The organism is Porphyromonas sp. COT-052 OH4946 (assembly GCF_000765965.1).
Lineage (GTDB): Bacteria > Bacteroidota > Bacteroidia > Bacteroidales > Porphyromonadaceae > Porphyromonas > Porphyromonas gulae.
The window spans coordinates 67,939-87,042 of record NZ_JQZY01000002.1; the positions used below are offsets into that span (position 1 = coordinate 67,939).

Here is a 19,104-nt window from a genome sequence, read left to right on the forward strand (position 1 = left end):
TTCATTAGTTCCAACTCAGAGTGACGAATCGTACAGAAGATTATTCAAGCCGCAGGGCTATCTGTTCGTGAATGTCATCCTCATGATTGGGATAGTTCTTCTCCAAGCTTTCCAAATACTGCCTTGCAGTAAACGTATCTCCTTCCTCCTTATAAATATCGGACAAGAGGATGAAACCTCGCGCCAACCAATACTGCTGTGGAGTACTCTTGGCAATAAATTTTTCGAGGATAGACTTCGCCTTGGACAAACGCTTGGCTTCCATTTCCAGCTGTGCCTGCATCACAACAGCTTCGGCACCAGCGGCGGTCGAAAAGTCCTCGGCAAGGATTTCGTAGTCGGCAATCGCTTCCCGATTCATCTTCAGTGCCTGATAACTTCTGGCACGATAGAGGCGAAGAGCATGAGGCAGAGCAGACTGATTCTTCAATCCGGCAATGACGTCGATCACCCTCCGGTAATCCTTATCGGCATAGGCAGACTCAGCTATTCCCTCTACCGCCTGATCGCGGACAGCTTCGGCACCATCCGTATCGAGTACGGACTGGAATGACTTCAGCGCAGCCTTGTATTCTTTGCGCTCGTACTGCATACGACCGAGACGCAGACGCGCATCGATCTTGTAGTCTTCTGGCAAACCGGGGCTGCTCACCAACCGTGAATAGCGATTGTAAGCCGCATCGGCATTACCGGCCTGATAATCGAGATCGGCCAAATACAATTCTGCTTTGTGACGATCGCTTCCCTGTGGATAACGCTCCAGATAAGCCTCCAAATCTCGGCGAGCATCGGACTGGCGACGGCGATACTTGCGCTCGGCCGAAAGGAAACTGAGTTGTTCCGTCTCGGATGGAGCAACGGACACCTTACCTTCCAAACGACGCACATAGGCAGAATACTCATCTATCCGATCCTCTTCCAAATAGATAGAACGGAGATCCGAGAGAGCCACAGTCGCCTCTTCGCTACGAGGGTAGCGGTCAATGATCCGTTGGTACGTACGGATGGCTTCTTGAGTCCGACCCGCATTGTAATAGAGCAACCCCAACTGCAGGGACGACTGCCGCGCTTCACGGCTGTCGGGGCTTCTCTTGACAACGGCATTGAAGGCCTCTTCGGCCACATTGTGCTTGCCACTAAGCACCGCACCACGCCCCTTTTCATAGAGAGCAGCTGTCAGATGGCGGCTATCGGGGAATTGCTGAATGAGCTTGTCCAACGTTTGGATCTGATCGGCATACTGCTTGGCCAGTCCCTCCAATCGTGCACGACGCAAAAGGGCATAATCGCCTCCAGAGGGATAGACGCGGTAGGCCATGGAATAGGCTTCGCGTGCGCCGTGGAAGTCTCGCTTCATGTACCTGCAGTCCCCGATACGGGCATAAGCATCGGCCGAGAGATTGGGAGCGGTAGCGGATCGGGATACATACTCTTTGAAAGCCTCCAAAGCCGTATCATAACGCTCGGCATTGAAGAGCGAATAGCCCAAGCGATAATAACCTAATGGAAGATTTGCCGCATCACGGTCGCGGGCGGCCGAGATATAAGCTCTGTAATCCGCAGCCGCGGCCGGGAAGTCGCCGGCCCTATACCGCAGATTGCCACGGAGGAAATAGGCTTCAGGGAAATACTCTCCTTTGTCCCCCATGGATATACTGTTCGACACAAAAGAAAGAGCTTCATTGTCATAGCCCGCCTCTTCCTTTTGCTCGGCCATGCGGTTCAGCACAAACTGTTTGGCTGCCAGCATGGAGGCCGTCGGCTGTGCAATCTTCTGAATCGACCGCAGGGAAGAGTTGTAATCCTTGCCGGTGAAATATGATTCGACCAGAATGCCTGCCATCTGCTCGCGGTGGGAAGATCGGGGAAACTCATTGAGGAAATTCTCCGCGATGCGGACGGACTGACCGAAGCTCGACTGTCCCGTACTACGCATGAGCATAGCCATATTGTACATCCCGACCTCCCGTACAGGCCGATTGACCTCCTGAGTCGCAGCCTTCTCGAAAGCCATAAGGGCCTCGCTCGTCATCCCCTCGGCCAGCCGTGCCTGTCCGAGATAGAGAGCCGACTCTGCACCGAGAGAACCGGTGTCAGAGGTAGCAGCAGCAAGCGGCCGAAGTGCTTCTTTCATCAGACCTTGCTTATAGTAAGTGACACCAAGTGCATAAGCATCGGCAGGTGCGATACGATCCCCCACCCTTTCGCTGTAGTCGGAAAGATAGTCGATGGTTTTGTTCGAATCGCCCAAACGGTAGTAAGCATTGCCTGCCACACGCAGGAGTTGAGGCCGTTGTCTCATAGACGAATTGTGCGACATCAGCCTGTCGGCTATTTCGGCCGCTTCGCGGTAGTCGCCTCGGAGCAGTTGGATTTCCGCCATGTAAGCATCGGCGTCATCCGCAAACTGTGAGCGATTCTTCAGTCGCGAAAGGGTCTGTTCGGCTTCGTCGATTCGGCCATCCTCTATTTGGATAGCGGCAAGGAGGAGACGAGCACGCCCGCCCAGCTCGCCTCTGTTCTCGGAAGCTTTCAGCAGCATCTGCTCAGCCAAAGCATTGCTTCCACTCAACTGCATACGCACGCATGCATAATAGAGCAGGTATGCAGCCAAGTCTTCATCGTTGAGCGTACGATCGTCGATGTCAGAGAAAATGACATCGGCACGCAAATACTGTTCATGCCGGATCATCAACTCCCCGGCGAGGAGTCGCACACGGGATTTGTCTATCGATTCGGGGAAATTGCCCATGAAATTGCCTACCGCGCCGAGGACGTAATCGTGATCTGCTCCCAACAGATAGTCCGCGATGATACTATAATAATCCACCTCCAAAGCGTGCTCCTGACCTCCGTGCAGGCGATAGAGACGGAATTGGTCCAAGGCTCCGACATAATTTTGGCGGATAAACATCGCTCTCCCTTCGAGGAAAAACGCTTCGGCAGGCTCTGTCGTTTTATTTTGTGCTTGTGCCATGAAGGTCATGGCTACGCCAAGCACGAGAGCCGGTAATATCTTTTTTTTCATTGATCAGTCTGTTTCCTTATTTGTCTTCAGAGAAGCAGGTCGCAATGCCCTATTAACTAACTCTGAGTCATCGCCTTTTATTTTAGTGTCAGCGATAATTCTTAGGTAAATATACGCTATTCTACCCGAAACCATATGCCGAGGTATCAATGTCGTTCGGCCGACTTGACCCCATGTGTAGCACGGATCTTGCGAAGGAGGATGGATAGGGTCGAGGTATCGGGCACTTCGACAGTGAATACCCCTTCGAAGAGATTGTCCTTCGAATTGATCGAATAGGCTCGGAGCGATACGCCCGCTTCTTTGTTGATGACCGAAGTTATGTTCGTCACGATGGCCAGATTGTCCTGCCCTACGACATGAAGCGTGGCCTCGTATCCGGTCGATCCCTTACCGCTCCAGCGAGCTTCGATGATGCGATAACCGTATCGGCTGAACATATCCGGCGCATTCGGACAGTCCGTGCGGTGTATCTTGATGCCGCTATTGCTCACGAATCCGAATACGGAATCCCCGTAAATAGGATTGCAGCATTTGCCGAAGCTGTATTCCACCCCCGTCATATTGTTGTCGATAACCAATACATCGCTTTTTCCCCCTTTGACGGTCTCCTCCTCTCGAGAGGGATACGCCACAAAAGTATCGGCACTGCGACGAGCTGCAGCCGAACCGGCATCGCGTCGCTGCTCTTCCTCCAATTCATGAGAGTATAGCTCCAGTACCTCCTGCACATCGAGCCTGTCGGCGGCTATCTCCATATAGAAATCCGTCAGATGCTTGAACCCCTTGCGTCGTACCACGCGCGTGAATACGGCTTCTTCGAACGGCAATTTGCGGTTCTTCAGACGGCGGTTCAGCAGCTCTTTGACCACGCCGATACTGCTTTCCATTTGCAAGCGAAGCTGCTGCTTGATCTTATTGCGTGCTTTGGAGCTGACCACATAGGAGAGCCAATCCTTCTTCGGGGTCTGCTGAGCAGAGGTAATGATCGAAACGGAGTCGCCATTTTCGAGCTTATGCTTGAGCGGCACATTCTTTCCATTGACATTGGCTCCGACGGCCTGACAGCCGATGCGCGAATGGATGGCAAAAGCAAAGTCCAGCACACTGGCTCCCTGAGGCAGCTTGATCAGTTCTCCCGTAGGGGTGAAAGCATAGATCTCATCGGTGAAGAGGTTCATCTTGAAGTTTTTCACCGTCTCCGCCGAATCGTCCGAGGAGTGATCTCGTGCCTCGAGCGTCTCGCGTACGGAAGTGAGGAACTCATCCAATCCGCTCTCGCTCTTGATACCTTTATACTTCCAGTGAGCAGCCAATCCCCTCTCGGCTACCTCGTCCATGCGACGGGAGCGAATCTGCACCTCCACCCACCGATTCTGCGGTCCCATCACCGTAACGTGGAGCGACTCATAGCCGTTGCTCTTGGGGATGGAGATCCAGTCCCTCATTCGCTGCGGATTGGGCTGATACATGTCCGTGATGATGGAATAGACATGCCAGCAGGCAGCTTTCTCGTCTTTCACGGGTACGTCCAATATGATTCGTATGGCAAAAAGATCGTATATGGATTCGAACTCGATACCCTGCTGACGGAGCTTGTTGCGAATGCTGTTGATGCTCTTGGTACGCCCCTTCATCTCGTACGGGATATTGGGCAGAGCTTCGTCCAGCCGCAGGCGCAGCGGAGCGATGAAAGCTTCGATATAGGCATCGCGGCTACGCTTCGTCTCCCCGAGCTTTCTCTTGATGAAGTCGAATGTCTGCCGGTCTGTGTATTTCAGACAGAGGTCTTCCATTTCGCTCTTGATGGCGTAAAGTCCGAGCCTGTGTGCCAGCGGAGCATAGAGATAAGACACCTCGGCAGCCAAGGCCGTACGCTCCTCGGCACAGACCATGTCTTTGGCCTGACGCAGCAGATAGGCGCGGTCAGCGATGATGAGCAGTACCACGCGAATATCTTCGGCGATGGAGAGGAGGAAGTGCTCGAAGTTGGCCGTATTGATAGCCGTATTGCGCATGTAGATCTCCGATGTTTTCAGCAGGAGGTCGATCAGGCGAGCCACATCTTCGCCCATGAACTCGGCTATCTCCTCGGATCTCATCAGCCCCTTCATCGCCGGACGATAAAAGAGGAGTGCCCCGATGGCCTCTATCCCCAGCCCGATCTCGCAGGAGGCTATGCGCGCCACTTCCATGTTGCGCATAAGTCCGTGCATACCGTTTTTGTCACGATCGAAACATCCCAGCTCCGTAAAGCGGCTCAGCAGACTGCGTACTTTCTTCACGAGCTGCCGATCGGGAGCCAGCGTACGAATCAAACTCGCGTATGAGGAGAGGAAGCGACCCCGCTCATCAGCGGAGAAAAGAGTATTGTCGGTTATTGTCATGAGGGATACAGGATAGGATAATGAATAGTGGACGATGGATCAATACTAATATCGGATAGAGCATATCGGTCAGAGCAGAGGAGAAAAAAGGCGAACAAAGGATTCGCTGAATTTTTTTATCCGGCTTCTCTTTCGCCAGCGTTTGAGATCGAGCGGTTCGCTCTGCAACAAGTCCTCGAAGAAGATGGCTTCCAAGCGGCGAACAGTAGGCTCGTCATAGATGATACCATTGAATTCGAAGTTATTTTCCAAACTGCGGAAGTCCATATTCGTAGAGCCGATCGAAGCCACCTGACTATCCACCATCATCAGCTTGGAATGGAGGAAGCCGTTGGTATAGAGGTGTACATGTACTCCGGCCTGCAAGAGATCCTCCACATAGGAGAAGGCAGCCACTTGCGGCAGACGGGCATCGCTTCGTTTGGGCACCAGCAGGTGCACTTCGATGCCGGCCAGAGCTGCCGTGATGAGCGCATTGTTCAGCCCTTCGGTCGGAAGGAAGTAAGGAGTCTCGATATAGACATGTTCGCAGGCACGTTCGATACAGTAGATAGTGGCCTGCTCGATGGTACGCCATTGCCCCACGGGGCCGGAGCGTACGAGCTGTATCTTCACACCCTCGTCGGATACGGGTATCGGCAGATCGGGATAGTAGCCGGAGAGATTGATGACCCGTCGCGATACGACATACCAGTCCAGCAGGAAACTGCTCTGCAAACCGGCTACGACATTGCCCGTCATACGGAAGTGCGTATCGCGCCACATGCCGAGCCTGTTGCCCGAGTAATAGCGATCGGCCACATTCATCCCGCCCAAATAGCCGATTTTGCCATCTATGACGGCCACCTTTCGGTGGTTTCGGTAGTTTACGCGACTGGACAGTATAGGGAAGAAGACCGGCATGAAAGGATAGGCCTCCACGCCGGCTCGGCGCAGTCGTTTCCAGTAGCCACGGCCGGTAGCCCACGAACCCACATGATCGAATATGACCCTCACCTTCACCCCCTCTTGCACCTTGCGCACAAGCAGATCGGCCAGGCGACTGCCCAGATGGTCATCCTCTATGACGTAGAACTGAATATGCACATGGTGGCGGGCAGCCTCTATGTCTCGAAAGAAGCAGTCGAACATGTCCTTCCCGGCCGTGAATATATCCGGTGGCGAGCTGAGCATGACGGGGCTGTCCGAATTGTTGTTGATCAGCTTCATGATGGGATTCAGCTGGATATTGTTCATGGCTTCCAGCTGTGCTTCGGGGATGGACAGATAGTGAGGCTTCAGCATGATGCGCCTGTATATACGCCTGCTGACAATACGCCGTCTGCGCTGATCCTGTCCGAAAAAGATGTAGACAATAAGCCCCAAGACGGGTACAAAAGAGACGACCAGAATCCACGAAGTAGCCTTCAGCGGATTGCGATTCTCGCTGATAATGACGGCACTGACGGCAGCCGTCATCAGCATGTATACGATTATTAAGAGTGCAATCATAAGTTGGTCGTCCTCTTAGGATGAAATCCGAATACGAACAAAAATAGCAAGAAAACCCATGGTGAGCGACTCCCACAGGTTCCTTTTTCTTCTCGAAGAAGAAAGACTGTCGGCACCGGAGGAGCGATCCGAATTCGATCTGTACCTCTTGGATGACAGTCTTTGACGTTTAGGCGCGAAAAAAAGATCATTCGCAGTACCGAAAAACGTGGCGCGTGAACTTTTCGGTTTTGGCGCGGGAGCGAAAAAATTCTCGCGCCACAGCGAAAAAAATCTCGCGCCGCTTTTCGGGAAAACACGCACCGCAATCGGAGCGTTTTCGGCTTGAGAATTTCATTTTGCCACTTTTCGATATTTATCCTTTTGCTCCCATTCGAGAGACGGCAGGGTTAAAAGGCGGAAAAAGAGAAGCCACGCAGGGAGAACGATAGAGAGCAACGAAGTTCACTATCTTTGCCGGCGTATGCAAAAAGAATTATTCCGGCAGTCTCCGGATTCCGATAAACTCATCCTTTTTTTCAACGGCTGGGCTATGACCCGCGAAGCCGTTTCGCACCTGGCCATTCCTCCCGAATACGACTTGCTGCACGTGTGGGACTATCGAACGGATACGCTGGACGTCGATTGGTCGCCCTACCGCGAGATTCGCTTGTCAGCATGGTCTATGGGCGTATGGGCGGCCGAAAGGCTTGCGCGAGAGGGGAAGCTGCCTGCCGTGGCTTCGGCGGTAGCGATATGCGGCACCGGCTATCCGATGGACGATGCGATGGGAATACCCTTGGATATTTTCCGTGGTACGCTGGATGGCCTGACGGAAGAAAACCGCCTGCGATTCAACAGGCGGATGTGCGGAGGCAAATCGCTGAAACACCTGTTCGAGGCACTGGCGGCGAGGGAGACCGACGAAATTAAAGCTGAGTTGGGACGCGTCTGCGAAGAAGAGGAGAAGAGACTGAAAAGCGTTGATCCTCACCCTACCGCTCCGCTTAGCTGGGATAAAGCTCTGATAGGGGCAAAGGATCGGATCATACCGGCTAAGAATCAGCAGGCTTTTTGGCAGATGCGAGGCTGTCGGGACATAGAGACCGTAGCGGAAGGCGATCACTATTTGTTTAACCGTTTCACCGAATGGGAGCAGCTTTGGGGTTGAGAGAGATAGACAGCGAACTGGTCATCAAACGGTTTACTTCGGCTTTGCCCTACTACGAGAAGTATGCCGTGGCGCAGCATCGTATAGGGGAGCGGCTGACCGATCTTCTGACGGCTACAGGGCGTCGCCACTTCGAACATGTGCTGGAATACGGCTGCGGCAGCGGTGTCTATACGCGCCAACTGGCTCAAGCCGTTACGGTAAAGCAGTGGACGCTCAATGATTTATGCCTCGTCTGCGAGGAGTATATACGCGTAAGCCCTGCTTCCTTCCATGCAGGCGAAGCCGAGACGATGCCCCACACGGATACTTACGATCTGATCACCTCGGCATCGGCCTTTCAGTGGTTCAAGGATCCGGAGTCATTCATTCGGACGGTGGCCGATTTGCTGCGTCCCGATGGCATCTTTCTCTTCAACACTTTCTCTCCCGACAATCTTCCCGAGATAAGAACGCTCACGAACCGAGGGCTGCACTATCCTTCGACAGAGGCACTGATGAAATGGCTGGAGGCTGCTTTTTCCGCCGTGTATAAGCATGAGGAGCAGATCGTACTGACGTTCGATTCGCCTCGCGATGTACTCATGCACCTGAAGCGTACCGGCGTTACAGCGACTCCCCGACACGAAGAGGTATGGACACGGAGCCGATTGGCACGATTCGAAGAAGCATATCGGGAAGGGTTCTCCACCCCGGACGGACAGGTTACGCTGACCTATACCCCACTTTATTTCCTTGCAAAGTAGGATGCAGGAGGCGGCATACGGCTATCGGTCTACTTGATCCATTGGCCGCTCTGATTGTACTCGGCTATTTTTCTTTTGATATATCGTACAGCTTCTTCGATGAGGGTATCATGGCTATTGGCCAGGTCGCTATCCAAGAGGGAGACGTAATAGTGCGGTTCTATCCCGAACTCCACATCCGCACCACTCGGATCGGTCATCCTGCCGGCTGAGTAACGAACCCCCCAACCACAAGGGATCTCCGATGAGATGGGCAATCCGGCACCACCGCCGGTCTTGTCGCCCATAACGGTGACGAAAGGCAGGGGCCTCATCTTCAGGACAAAATCATTGGCGGAGCTGAATACTTCCCGATTCGTCAGTAGTACTACGGGGCGCATCCATACGACTCCGGAAGAAAGCGTGTCCAAATAAAGGGGGAGAGGATCGGAAAAGGCATCGTGTGCCGGGCCGGTCTTGTGGCGGATATAGCCGGTGAGCATCTTTTTCTTGGTGAAGTGACGGGCAAATTCGTCTGCATAAGTAAGCTGTCCCCCTCCATTGCCACGAATGTCGATGATCAGAGCCTTACACTCGGTCAGCCGCGAAAGCATACCGCTTATATTGCTATTGGAAATAGGTTTCCCAAAGCTCTCGTAGACGATGTAGCCGATACTGTCGGGAGCATGACCGTTGTACGTAAGTCTGCGGTACTTGAGTCCGCCGGCGATACGGTAATCGTGTCCCAGATACTTGCGTCTCAGATCGAGACTCAGATTCAGAGGATAATCTTCGTACCATTTCCAATAATGCCCGTAGTCGAACGAGCTGCTCAGATTGACGTGGCCGTCTTTCAGTTCGGAGAGGAGCTGCGTCATGACGAGGAAGAGGGAGTCGCGGCTCATTTGGGGACGTAAGTCCCTATAATGCTTGTGATACATATCGCGCCACGTAGAGTCCTCGGGCAGTTTGAGATCGAAAAAACAATATCCCCGATCCAAGATTTCCCACAGAGCATCGTAGTTCCGATAGGGATCGAAGGTAAAATCTTCCTTCGTGGAGCATGAGCTGAAAGCCAATGCAGACAGGAGGATAGCGAGCAATCTCTTCATCGTTGTTCTAATCATGATAATAAAGACTGGTTCTCCGACCGGTATTCATGGCTTTGCGTCCGCGGAATCGGTAAAACTCCGTGACGAAACCGACAAAAGCCGTATGACTGTGGATGCGAGTATCCAATGCGTTAAGCGAAGAACCCAAATGAGAATAGCGATAACCGACACGAAGCGTACAGAAGTTCCGAATGGGAATATCCGCCGTTATGAGTGTCGTAAACCGAGTAAACCTGCCCGGATAAGTGAAATGCAGGGAGCCTGCAATGCCGTTATTGAGCAAAAAATTCTCGTAATAGCTCTCGCCAAAACCATTTCCATAGGCTATACCGAAGAGATTGATCTGGGAAAGCAACCGAAAATACAGGGGGAAAGCATCGGAGGGAACATAGTATCCTATCGAGGCTTGGGCGATGGCATTGGTGTAGAGCTTCAATGTCGCAGGATTATTGCCGTTGCGCGTACTATAAATTCCTCCAAGCCCGACTTCCAAGCCCGGGCCGAATGCCAAGCGCAGATTGTCCATCCACGCCGCTCGCAAATGCTTGGCACCGAGGCGGTAAAGAGCCGTAGCAGAACCGTTATACAGCAGGGAATAGAAATGAGCATTATTGGCAGGATTGTCCATCAGGGCAAAATCCAACTCATGTCCGGTACGGATCATCCAACGGGAATCGGACATTCTGAGAGGAAGTGTCTTCTCTCCCAGTAAATTCAGCGTCCATCCTCCATAACGAAGGGGCGACAAATAGGTGTCGCGCGTTATACTTCCGCCACCACCGACCATATAAGCAGAATGAATGCGGTAGGCAAACTGCTCCGTGGGCAACTCTCTGCACGAAGAATCAGCTACAAATGCGGTATTGCTACCGTGGGAAGAATCCTGCCCCCATGCCGACACTCCTGCGAGTAGCAGAAGCAGCAAAACAAGTGCGTATCTCCTATTCGTTTTCATCGTCGTCGAATTGCAATCGCTGGATACCCAAGAGTTCGTCTCTTATATCTTCATCGGAAGCAACGGCTTCGGGTGCAACCTCGGCGAAGCTCTCTTCCGGATCAGTTGTTTCCTCATCCGGTTCTTCATCACGAACAGGAGACAATTCTTTCGCTCCATCGAGCTTATAGGTAGTCAATCGCTTGCCTTTGGCATGTATGCCCTTGACAGCGACGAAGTCTTCTCCCTCTACGATCAGCTCCGGACGAATGGCATCTATTCCGGCGAAAGTAAGAGCAAAACGCGGGTAGCGCGTATCCGAGAGCAAAAGCAGGCTATTGCCCTCAGCTTCTCCTCCCAACATATTATCCCGACTGCCGTTTTCTATCTTGAAACGCTTCAGATAAGGGAAGCCGGCATCTCTGTTGTGATAGATGGCTGTCCAAACTTTTTCGGGACGGTACTTCTCTATTCTGATCATATTGGGGTCGAAGTGGTTGTTTTCCGCTATGGATGTAGTATAGCAGTCCCCATTATCCAAGATTACCAGCACCGAATCATTGGCTTGGAATTCGCCGAGATACTCGCCCTGCTCGTCGTAGTTCAGTCGCATCACGTCCCGATCGAACCAAACTTTGCGCCCTCCGAGGGTGGAAGCACCCTGCTGTTTGAAGAGGATCTTGTGTACCTCTGCTTTGGTCAGTAGATTGCCCTTGCTACTCCGCCCCTTGATAGCGACATCGCTAAAGTCTTTCTCGAAAGAGAGTACCCGCTGGCGGGCTTTCGGTTTGAGGATGATCCTCACGGTCTCTGCCTCGCCGTTTTTATTGGCAGTGAAATACATCACCCGACTACCGGCCGTTTCCTGCGTAAGGTTGTACTCCTTGTCGCGCGTAACACCGGTGACGCTGAAACGTTTGATATAGAATGGAGCGGACTTGCCGTCGCGATAAATGACGTTGTAGATGGTGCGTTTGTCGTTTCGTTCGAACCGGTCGATATAGATCACCTCACGGTTGCCGATAAATTTCTTTTCCTCAACCTTCGTAATGAGGTACGTACCATCGCGGAAAAAGATGATGGCATCGTCGAGGTCGGAACAGTTGCACACGAATTCATCGCCCTTGAGCCCCATACCGATGAACCCTTCTTCGCGGTTGATATAGAGCTTGGCATTGGCTTCTGCCACTTTCGTGGCCTGAATGGTGCCGAATCCGACAAGTTGTGTCCTTCGCGGAAAACGGGAAGCATAGTGCTCGTGCAGATACTCAAACCAACGGATGGTATAAGCAGTAATCTCACGGATATTCTTTTCCAGTTCGGCAATATCCTTTTCGAGCTGAAGCATCATGGCTTCGTGCTTGGGCAAATTGAAACGGAGGATCCGCGCCATGCGTATTTCCAGCAGTTTTTTCAGATCATCGTAGGTGATCGGACGAATAAAACGATGGGCGAAAGGCTCCAACCTCGTCTCTACGTGCATGAGAGCATCCTGTTCGCTCTCCGCCTCTTCGAACTCCCGATCTTTGTAGATACGCTCTTCTATGAAAATCCTCTCGAGCGAAGCTGCCAAATACTGTTCTCGCTTCTCTTCCAAACGGATCATCAGTTCCTGCTTCAGCAGCTCTCGCGTTCGCTCTGCACTATAACGCAGCAAATCGGTCACACCCAAGAATACCGGCTTGTCGTCCATGATGACGCAAGCATTGGGCGACTGGCTTACCTCACAGTCGGTAAAGGCATAGAGCGCATCGATGGTTTTGTCCGAAGATACACCCGCAGCCAGATGAATACGTATATCGGCTTCGGCAGCCGTCATATCATCTATTCGTTTGATCTTGATCTTGCCCTTTTCATTGGCTTTCAGAATAGATTCGATCAGGGAAGACGTCGTCTTGCCACAAGGCAGTTCGGTAATGCTGAGAGTACGATTGTCCAGTTTGCGAATCTTAGCCCTGCTCTTGATCTGTCCCCCACGCCGGCCGTCATTGTACCGGCTGGCATCCATCATACCACCGGTAGGGAAATCGGGATAAAGTTCGAAAGACTCACCCCTCAGGTGCGCAATACAAGCCATGAGCAGTTCACCGAGATTGTGCGGCAATATCTTGGAATTCAAACCCACGGCAATGCCTTCCGTCCCCTGTGCCAAGAGAAGTGGAAACTTAACGGGCAACGCCACCGGCTCGTCCTCGCTGCCATCGTAAGAACGCTTCCATCGGGTAATCTTATCATTGAAAAGAGTCTCCTGAGCCAAAGCCGAGAGTTTGGCCTCGATGTAACGACCGGCTGCCGCCTCGTCCCCCGTGAGGATATTACCCCAGTTCCCCTGTGTGTCGACCAGATAGCCTTTTTGCCCCAGCTGGACGAGAGCATCGTTGATAGAAGCATCGCCATGTGGGTGTAGGGCCATAGTCTGTCCCGTCACCTTCGCCACCTTGTTCATACGACCATTGTCGAACCAATGGTGCATGGTGTAGAGGATACGGCGTTGTACGGGCTTGAGTCCATCCTCTATATGAGGCACTGCACGTTCCAGAATTACGTAAGAAGCATAGTCGAGGTACCAGTTTCGGTACATGCCTCCGAGGTGGTGTGTAGCCATGCCAGGATGATCCGCCGGCAGTCGCCTGCCGGCTTCGGGAAGCAGATCGGATGCGGATGACTCTATATCCGGTTGTTCGTTATCAAAAGAATCTGTCATATGAATAGATCGATTTGTTCAGGTGAAATAAGGAGTAAGGAGTAACGGGGAATTTCGTCAGGTTTTGGGAGAATTGTGTCGCAGGTTGCGGGGCGAACACTTTCTGACGCTTTCGAGCATTTGTCCCGTTGGGCAAAAGAAACGGCACCACGGCTGCTGAACGAAAACGGAGGCCAAAAGCATCAGCCCCGCCAAGACAAGCACCCATACCGATGCCGAACGAAAAGAAAAAGCGGCGAATGGCTCCCACTTGGAGAGATCGCCGGCAACGTTGAAGATCAATAGCACGACGACGATCAGGAGCAAATAGCGTCTTACGGACGTGAGTGCCTTTATCCACTGTGGCGGTATATGCAGTTTGCGTCGGGATAGCTTCCCCATCAATTCCTGTGCTGCACCGAAAGGACATACCCAGCGACAATAAAACGGTTTGTTCGTAATCAGGGGCAGCAATACGGCCAAGGCAAACAGCCCGATGAGCAACCACTGTGTCGCAAAGGGAAATCCGGTGCTCAACCAATGGTAAGTACTCTCCAAAGAGAGGAACGTCCCTTTAAGAAAACCGAGGAATACTACACTAAGTGCAAGGAGATAGAGACGAAAAGGTTTGGCCTTTGACGGAAAGAAGAAGCAACCTAAAGCCATCAGAATGACGGCGATGGTTCCTCCTGTGCGGACGATTCCCCAAACGTCAGCTTTTTTGTTTTTTTTTTGACCGATATATATCTCCAAGCGTTTCTGCACACAAGTGATAACGGCTTCGGACGTATAGGTGGCTCCCGATACGGCATCGACATCCTCGGCCAATGCCTCCTCGGCGGTCTTGCCATTCCAACTTTCATATAACCCAGCCTTCTCCACTCTGCGAGCAAAGCTCGGCGTCTCGTCATGTTCGAGCAGCATCGTGCCGAGGATGCGGTCATCCGCACCAAAGGCGATGGCTACGGGAGTAGGCCCGTTGTACCCTTCCACGTAGTCTGTATAGGGCGAGGTGTAGAGCAAGTAACCCAGCTGACGAGCCTTGGCATCCATGACAATGGTGCGGGTACTGTCCTCTTGGAGGATACCGGCTGCCATCGGATAGAAACGGGTGACTTCATCAGGGAATGTTTGTGAGGCTGTATCAGCCTTGGCTACTTGCGTGGATTCCGAGCTCGCCTTATTGGCACGGGCAAATCCCGTCACCAATATGATACCGCCAAGGAGCAGAATCAGATTGAGCAGGTAGCGAAATGTGCGGGAAGACAACATGGGCGTTTTATGTTTGTGACAGTATGCCGATGATTACGTGCAAATATAATGAATTCATACTTGCCTGTGGCAATTCGGCCCTTACAGAAAGGCTCATGGGCATGCGGTCGAATGAAAACGCAAAAGGGCTGCGAACGCTCTCAACTGCAAGCTAAAAATTCGCGGTTATTTCCCGTTGCGAGTAAAAACGGTGAGACCACCGTTGTCCGGACTTGCAAACAAGAATCCTGCCGATATTACAGAAACGGGCGAAGACTCCCTGAAAATTTATATACGTATTGATTACCTTCGTTCGTAAAACAGTAAAATTTATAGGCGAAATGGATTTGTACTGGCTAATCATCATCGTTGCAATAGTTGCCGGACTCGTCGTATGGCTCTTCCATCGCAGGCACAACACTGAGACAGATAGGCTGACAGCACAACTGGAGGCTGCCACTGAGAAGCTGGCGGATCTGCAAGAGGAGCAGAAAGAAGCCATCCGTATTCGTACCGAACTGGAGACACGCTTGCAGGCAACCACTTCCGAATTGGAACGCGAACGGAAACGCTCCGGACAAATATCCGAAGAGATGCAAGCACTCTTCAAGGCCACGGCATCGGAGATCCTCGAAGACAAGACACGGAAGCTTTCCGGAATGAACGAAGAGCGCATCGGTGAAATACTCAAACCGCTGAGTGAACGCATCAAGCTATTCGAAGAAAAAGTCGAAAAGAGCTATAATGAAGAAGCGCGCGAACGTTTCTCTCTCGCCAAAGAGCTACAAAAGCTCATCGAACAGAACAGCCGACTCAGCGATGATGCCAACAACCTGACCCGTGCACTCAAAGGCGACCCCAAAGTACAGGGCGACTGGGGCGAAATGATCCTCGAAAACCTGCTCCGACGCAGCGGCTTGACCGAAGGAGAAGAGTTCTTCATCCAAGAGACCCTGACCGATGATGAAGGGCGTACCCTCCTCCACGATGAGACGGGCAGACGGATGCGTCCTGATGTGATCGTTCGCTACCCGAACGGTCAGGAGGTGATCATCGACAGCAAGGTATCCCTTACGGCCTATGCCTCCTTCGTTGCCTCTGAGGACGAAGCCGAGCGCAAACGACTGCTGGGGGAGCACATCGCCAGCATCAGCCGGCATATAGAGGAACTGGCAAGCAAAAGTTATCAGGACTATTGCGACAAAGCTCCCGAATTTGTAATGCTCTTCATCCCGAACGAACCGGCTTATACGCTGGCTCTGCGAGAAAAACCCACCTTATGGGATCAGGCCTACAACAAACGCGTGCTGCTCATGAATCCGACCAACCTGATCGCAGCTTTGCGGATGGCTCTGGATCTATGGCAGCGCGACCGGCAAGTGAAAAATGTGCAGCGAATCGTAGAGCAAGCCAACGGGCTGTACGATAAGTTCTGCACTTTCGCCGAGACACTCATTCGTGCCGAGGAACAAGCCCAAAATACGGTTGCCACGCTTGCCAAAGCCCGCGGTCAATTGGTCGAAGGCCGTAGCAACATCGTCGGCCGTATCGAAAAGATGCGCAGCCTCGGACTTTCGCCCAAAAAGAATGTACCGGCATCGTTCCGTCCTGAGACGGAGGAGTTGCCGGAAAACGAATAATCCTCCCTCGTATTCTTCTCCTTTCCGATATGATTAGCAAGAACACCTTCCGAACTTTTCTCCTATGGTTGATCCCGATATCCATAACCTTCCAAACCCAAGCGGCACATACCATTTCGGCCGACACACTCCATCTCGACAAGGGCTGGGAATTCAGCCGACATGATAGCACGGCATGGCTGCCGGCCACAGTGCCCGGAGTCGTGCAGTACGACCTTATCCGTCATGGTTTGCTGCCCGATCCCAACTACAGACTTCAGGAGGAACAAGCACAATGGCCGGAAGAGCACGACTGGGATTATCGGCTGCTCTTCTCCCTCACGGAACAGCAACTCCGAAGCCCACGAGCCATCCTTATGGCAGAAGGGCTGGACACCTATGCCACCGTACTCCTCAATGGGAAAAAGATAATGGAGAGCCGCAATATGTTCGTCGGCAGGGAAGCGGATATAACCGGCCTGCTGCGAAAAAGCGGAAACGAACTGCTGATCCGCTTCCGCTCACCCATGAAGGAAGTACGCCCTCTGAGACAGCGCGATGGTTTCGACTACCCTGCAGACAACGATCACCACAACGAAAAGCTAAGTGTATATACTCGAAAAGCACCCTACCACTATGGTTGGGACTGGGGGCCTCGACTGGTAACCACAGGTGTTTGGCGACCTGTCGGCATACGTTTCGAAGGGGCAGTAGCCTTCGCGTCGAAACCGGAAGTCACCTACACGCTGACAAAAGATGCTCAGGTAAACTGTCTCTTTCCTCTCTCTTGGAACGAGCAGAACGACCGCTCTGTCCGTTTGGTTGTGGAGCTGTACAGCCCGAACGGACGGAAAGTGCACAGCGAAGAGCTGACGGCAGGCTATGGGCAACCCTCCTGTCGCACCTCTTTCACCGTATCATCCCCCGATCGGTGGATGCCCAATGGGATAGGCCTGCCCCTGATGTACACACTTGTTGCCCGTCTTCAGAACAAAGACGGTACCACATGGCAGACCTACCGAACCCATATAGGATTCCGAACCGTGGAATTCGTCCGTGAAGAGGATACCCACGGGCGCAGCTTCTTCTTCCGCATCAACGGAAAGCCGCTATACATGAAGGGAGCCAACTATATCCCCGGCACCATGATGCTGTCCGCACGCACGGAGGAGTATTGGCAGGAGCTTTTCCGCTCTGTCTCGGAAGCGAATATGAATATGCTGCGCGTATGGGGAGGCGGTATATACGAGGACGAACGTTTCTATGAGTTGGCGGATGCGAACGGGATTCTCATCTGGCAAGATTTCGCTTTTGCTTGCACTCCCTATCCGGGCGACGAGGAATTCCTTCGGAATGTGAGAGAAGAGGCCGATTACAACATCCGTCGATTGCGCGAACATCCGTCTTTGGCTCTCTGGTGCGGCAACAATGAAATACAAGAAGGCCTCAAATACTGGGGATGGCAAAAACGCTTCGACCGATCCACCTATCAGAAGTTTCTCACGGACTACGACAAGCTGTTTTGCCGACTTCTGCCGGAGCGTGTGGCAGCATTGGATCCCACACACGCCTATGTAGAGACATCCCCCGACACGGCTAACTGGGGACGCCCCGCCTCTTTGGTCTGGGGTGACAGCCACTACTGGGGAGTATGGTACGGACGCGAACCATTCGGCATCCTGCGAGAGAGGATACCGCGTTTCATGAGCGAGTTCGGATTTGAAAGTTTCCCCGAAAGAAAAACGCTCGAGAGCTTTGCATGGGCGGAAGACATGCAGCTCGACTCCCCGGTCATGAAAGCCAGACAGAAGAGCAGCGTGGGCAACGAAATCATACTCGAATATATGCGGCGCGACTATCCCGAGCCGAAAGACTTCGATGATTTCGTATTCAAATCACTCATCATGCAGGGACAAGGTATGCGCATCGGATTGGAAGCCCAACGAGCGGCCAAACCCTACTGCATGGGTAGTCTCTACTGGCAACTCAACGACGCATGGCCGGCCATCTCATGGTCCGGCATAGACTACTACGGGAACTGGAAACCGCTACACTATCAGGTACGCAGAGCTTTCGAACCCGTTATTATCGTTCCTGATGCCGAACGGCGCACGATCAGCATCGTATCGGATGCTCCCGAAGCCAAAGGAGAGGATCGGATGGCACTGCGCATCGAGCCGATCAGCTTCGAGGGGAAACGTTATCCGACTTTTTGGGTAAGGAATATCGAAGTAGACAACGAACACCCCACCGTCCTGCCATTCCAGATCGAACAATGGCTGCCACAAGAATTGCAGCAAACGAGCCTGCTTCGCCTGTCGCTTGTGGAGGATGTGGGAGAAGCATACGGCGAAGTCTGGGCCTCCACGCTGTATTATCATCATTCGCCCAAGGATCTGCTCCTTCCTGCGGCTCCTCCTGTCACGCAAGAGCTTCGCCGGACAGGCCTGAGGACTTGGGAACTGACGGTGCGGTCGCCCTATTTGGTGAAGGATCTGTTTGTGGAGACGGATGCACTCGGAGCGCGATTCTCCGACAATGCTTTCGATTTGCTCCCGAACGAAGAGCGCAGGCTCACGATCACTCTGCCCACCGATAGTGCGGAACAGCCGGCCATCCGTCTGCGGTACTTATAAAAACGGAGGACGGAAACTATCGTTCCAAGTCGCTACCGTCGAAAGAAAAGGGCAGCAACAGACGCACATCCGGCACCCTCCTGACTTC

General features: G+C 52.6%; 13 protein-coding genes. 5 read left to right on the plus strand and 8 right to left on the minus strand.

Translation table 11 applies throughout. From position 1 onward, the window contains the following. Nucleotides 1-40: 40 nt before the first annotated feature. From HQ50_RS00450 to HQ50_RS12435, 4 genes are all read right to left on the minus strand, one after another. Nucleotides 41-3,028, minus strand: a complete 2,988-nt coding sequence (locus tag HQ50_RS00450; protein WP_039427522.1) for a tetratricopeptide repeat protein — start codon at nt 3,026-3,028, stop codon at nt 41-43. Between the two features lie 146 nt (nt 3,029-3,174). Beyond that, nucleotides 3,175-5,415, minus strand: a complete 2,241-nt coding sequence (locus HQ50_RS00455; protein WP_039427524.1) for a bifunctional (p)ppGpp synthetase/guanosine-3',5'-bis(diphosphate) 3'-pyrophosphohydrolase — start codon at nt 5,413-5,415, stop codon at nt 3,175-3,177. Nucleotides 5,416-5,484: 69 nt separating this feature from the next. Then, nucleotides 5,485-6,906, minus strand: a complete 1,422-nt coding sequence (gene cls / locus HQ50_RS00460) for a cardiolipin synthase (protein WP_039427526.1) — start codon at nt 6,904-6,906, stop codon at nt 5,485-5,487. A 187-nt stretch (nt 6,907-7,093) separates the two neighbouring features. After that, on the minus strand, nt 7,094-7,168 hold the full coding sequence (locus tag HQ50_RS12435) for a DUF1661 domain-containing protein (protein WP_230623990.1): 75 nt from the start codon (nt 7,166-7,168) through the stop codon (nt 7,094-7,096). Here HQ50_RS12435 and HQ50_RS10445 point away from each other — a divergent pair. From HQ50_RS10445 to bioC, 3 genes are read left to right on the plus strand one after another with little or no spacing between them, the layout of a single operon-like run. Beyond that, nucleotides 7,137-7,337 carry a DUF1661 domain-containing protein gene (locus HQ50_RS10445; protein ID WP_039419447.1) on the plus strand — a complete coding sequence of 67 codons (201 nt, stop codon included), beginning with the start codon at nt 7,137-7,139 and terminating at the stop codon, nt 7,335-7,337. The two genes, HQ50_RS12435 and HQ50_RS10445, sit on opposite strands and share 32 nt — an antisense overlap. Nucleotides 7,338-7,369: 32 nt before the next feature. Continuing rightward, entirely contained in the window at nt 7,370-8,056 is a 687-nt protein-coding gene (locus HQ50_RS00465) for a DUF452 family protein (protein ID WP_039427528.1), read from the plus strand. After that, a complete protein-coding gene (gene bioC, locus HQ50_RS00470) occupies nt 8,035-8,802 on the plus strand; it encodes a malonyl-ACP O-methyltransferase BioC (RefSeq protein WP_039427530.1) in 768 nt (255 codons plus the stop codon). Before HQ50_RS00465 ends, bioC begins: the two co-directional genes overlap by 22 nt. Nucleotides 8,803-8,831: 29 nt before the next feature. Here the strand turns inward: bioC and HQ50_RS00475 are convergent, their stop codons facing one another. The 4 genes from HQ50_RS00475 to HQ50_RS00490 are packed head-to-tail and all read right to left on the minus strand — an operon-like array spanning nt 8,832 to nt 14,782. Next, complete coding sequence (locus HQ50_RS00475; RefSeq protein WP_052073469.1) at nt 8,832-9,908, minus strand: S41 family peptidase; 1,077 nt, start codon at nt 9,906-9,908, stop codon at nt 8,832-8,834. Beyond that, nucleotides 9,901-10,848 carry a DUF3316 domain-containing protein gene (locus HQ50_RS00480; RefSeq protein WP_039427533.1) on the minus strand — a complete coding sequence of 316 codons (948 nt, stop codon included), beginning with the start codon at nt 10,846-10,848 and terminating at the stop codon, nt 9,901-9,903. The genes HQ50_RS00475 and HQ50_RS00480 overlap by 8 nt, the downstream gene beginning before the upstream one ends. Beyond that, nucleotides 10,835-13,531, minus strand: coding sequence for a DNA gyrase/topoisomerase IV subunit A (locus tag HQ50_RS00485; RefSeq protein ID WP_039427535.1), 2,697 nt, complete (start codon nt 13,529-13,531; stop codon nt 10,835-10,837). Before HQ50_RS00485 ends, HQ50_RS00480 begins: the two co-directional genes overlap by 14 nt. A 57-nt stretch (nt 13,532-13,588) precedes the next feature. Continuing rightward, the gene (locus tag HQ50_RS00490) at nt 13,589-14,782 is read right to left on the minus strand and encodes an FMN-binding protein (protein WP_039427537.1); all 1,194 of its coding nucleotides are present in this window, start codon (nt 14,780-14,782) and stop codon (nt 13,589-13,591) included. A 320-nt stretch (nt 14,783-15,102) separates the two neighbouring features. Here HQ50_RS00490 and rmuC point away from each other — a divergent pair, with 320 nt between their 5' ends. Beyond that, nucleotides 15,103-16,401, plus strand: coding sequence for a DNA recombination protein RmuC (rmuC, locus tag HQ50_RS00495; protein ID WP_021677734.1), 1,299 nt, complete (start codon nt 15,103-15,105; stop codon nt 16,399-16,401). A gap of 29 nt (nt 16,402-16,430) precedes the next feature. After that, the gene (locus HQ50_RS00500; RefSeq protein WP_052074851.1) at nt 16,431-19,016 is read left to right on the plus strand and encodes a glycoside hydrolase family 2 protein; all 2,586 of its coding nucleotides are present in this window, start codon (nt 16,431-16,433) and stop codon (nt 19,014-19,016) included. Nucleotides 19,017-19,104 lie beyond the last annotated feature (88 nt).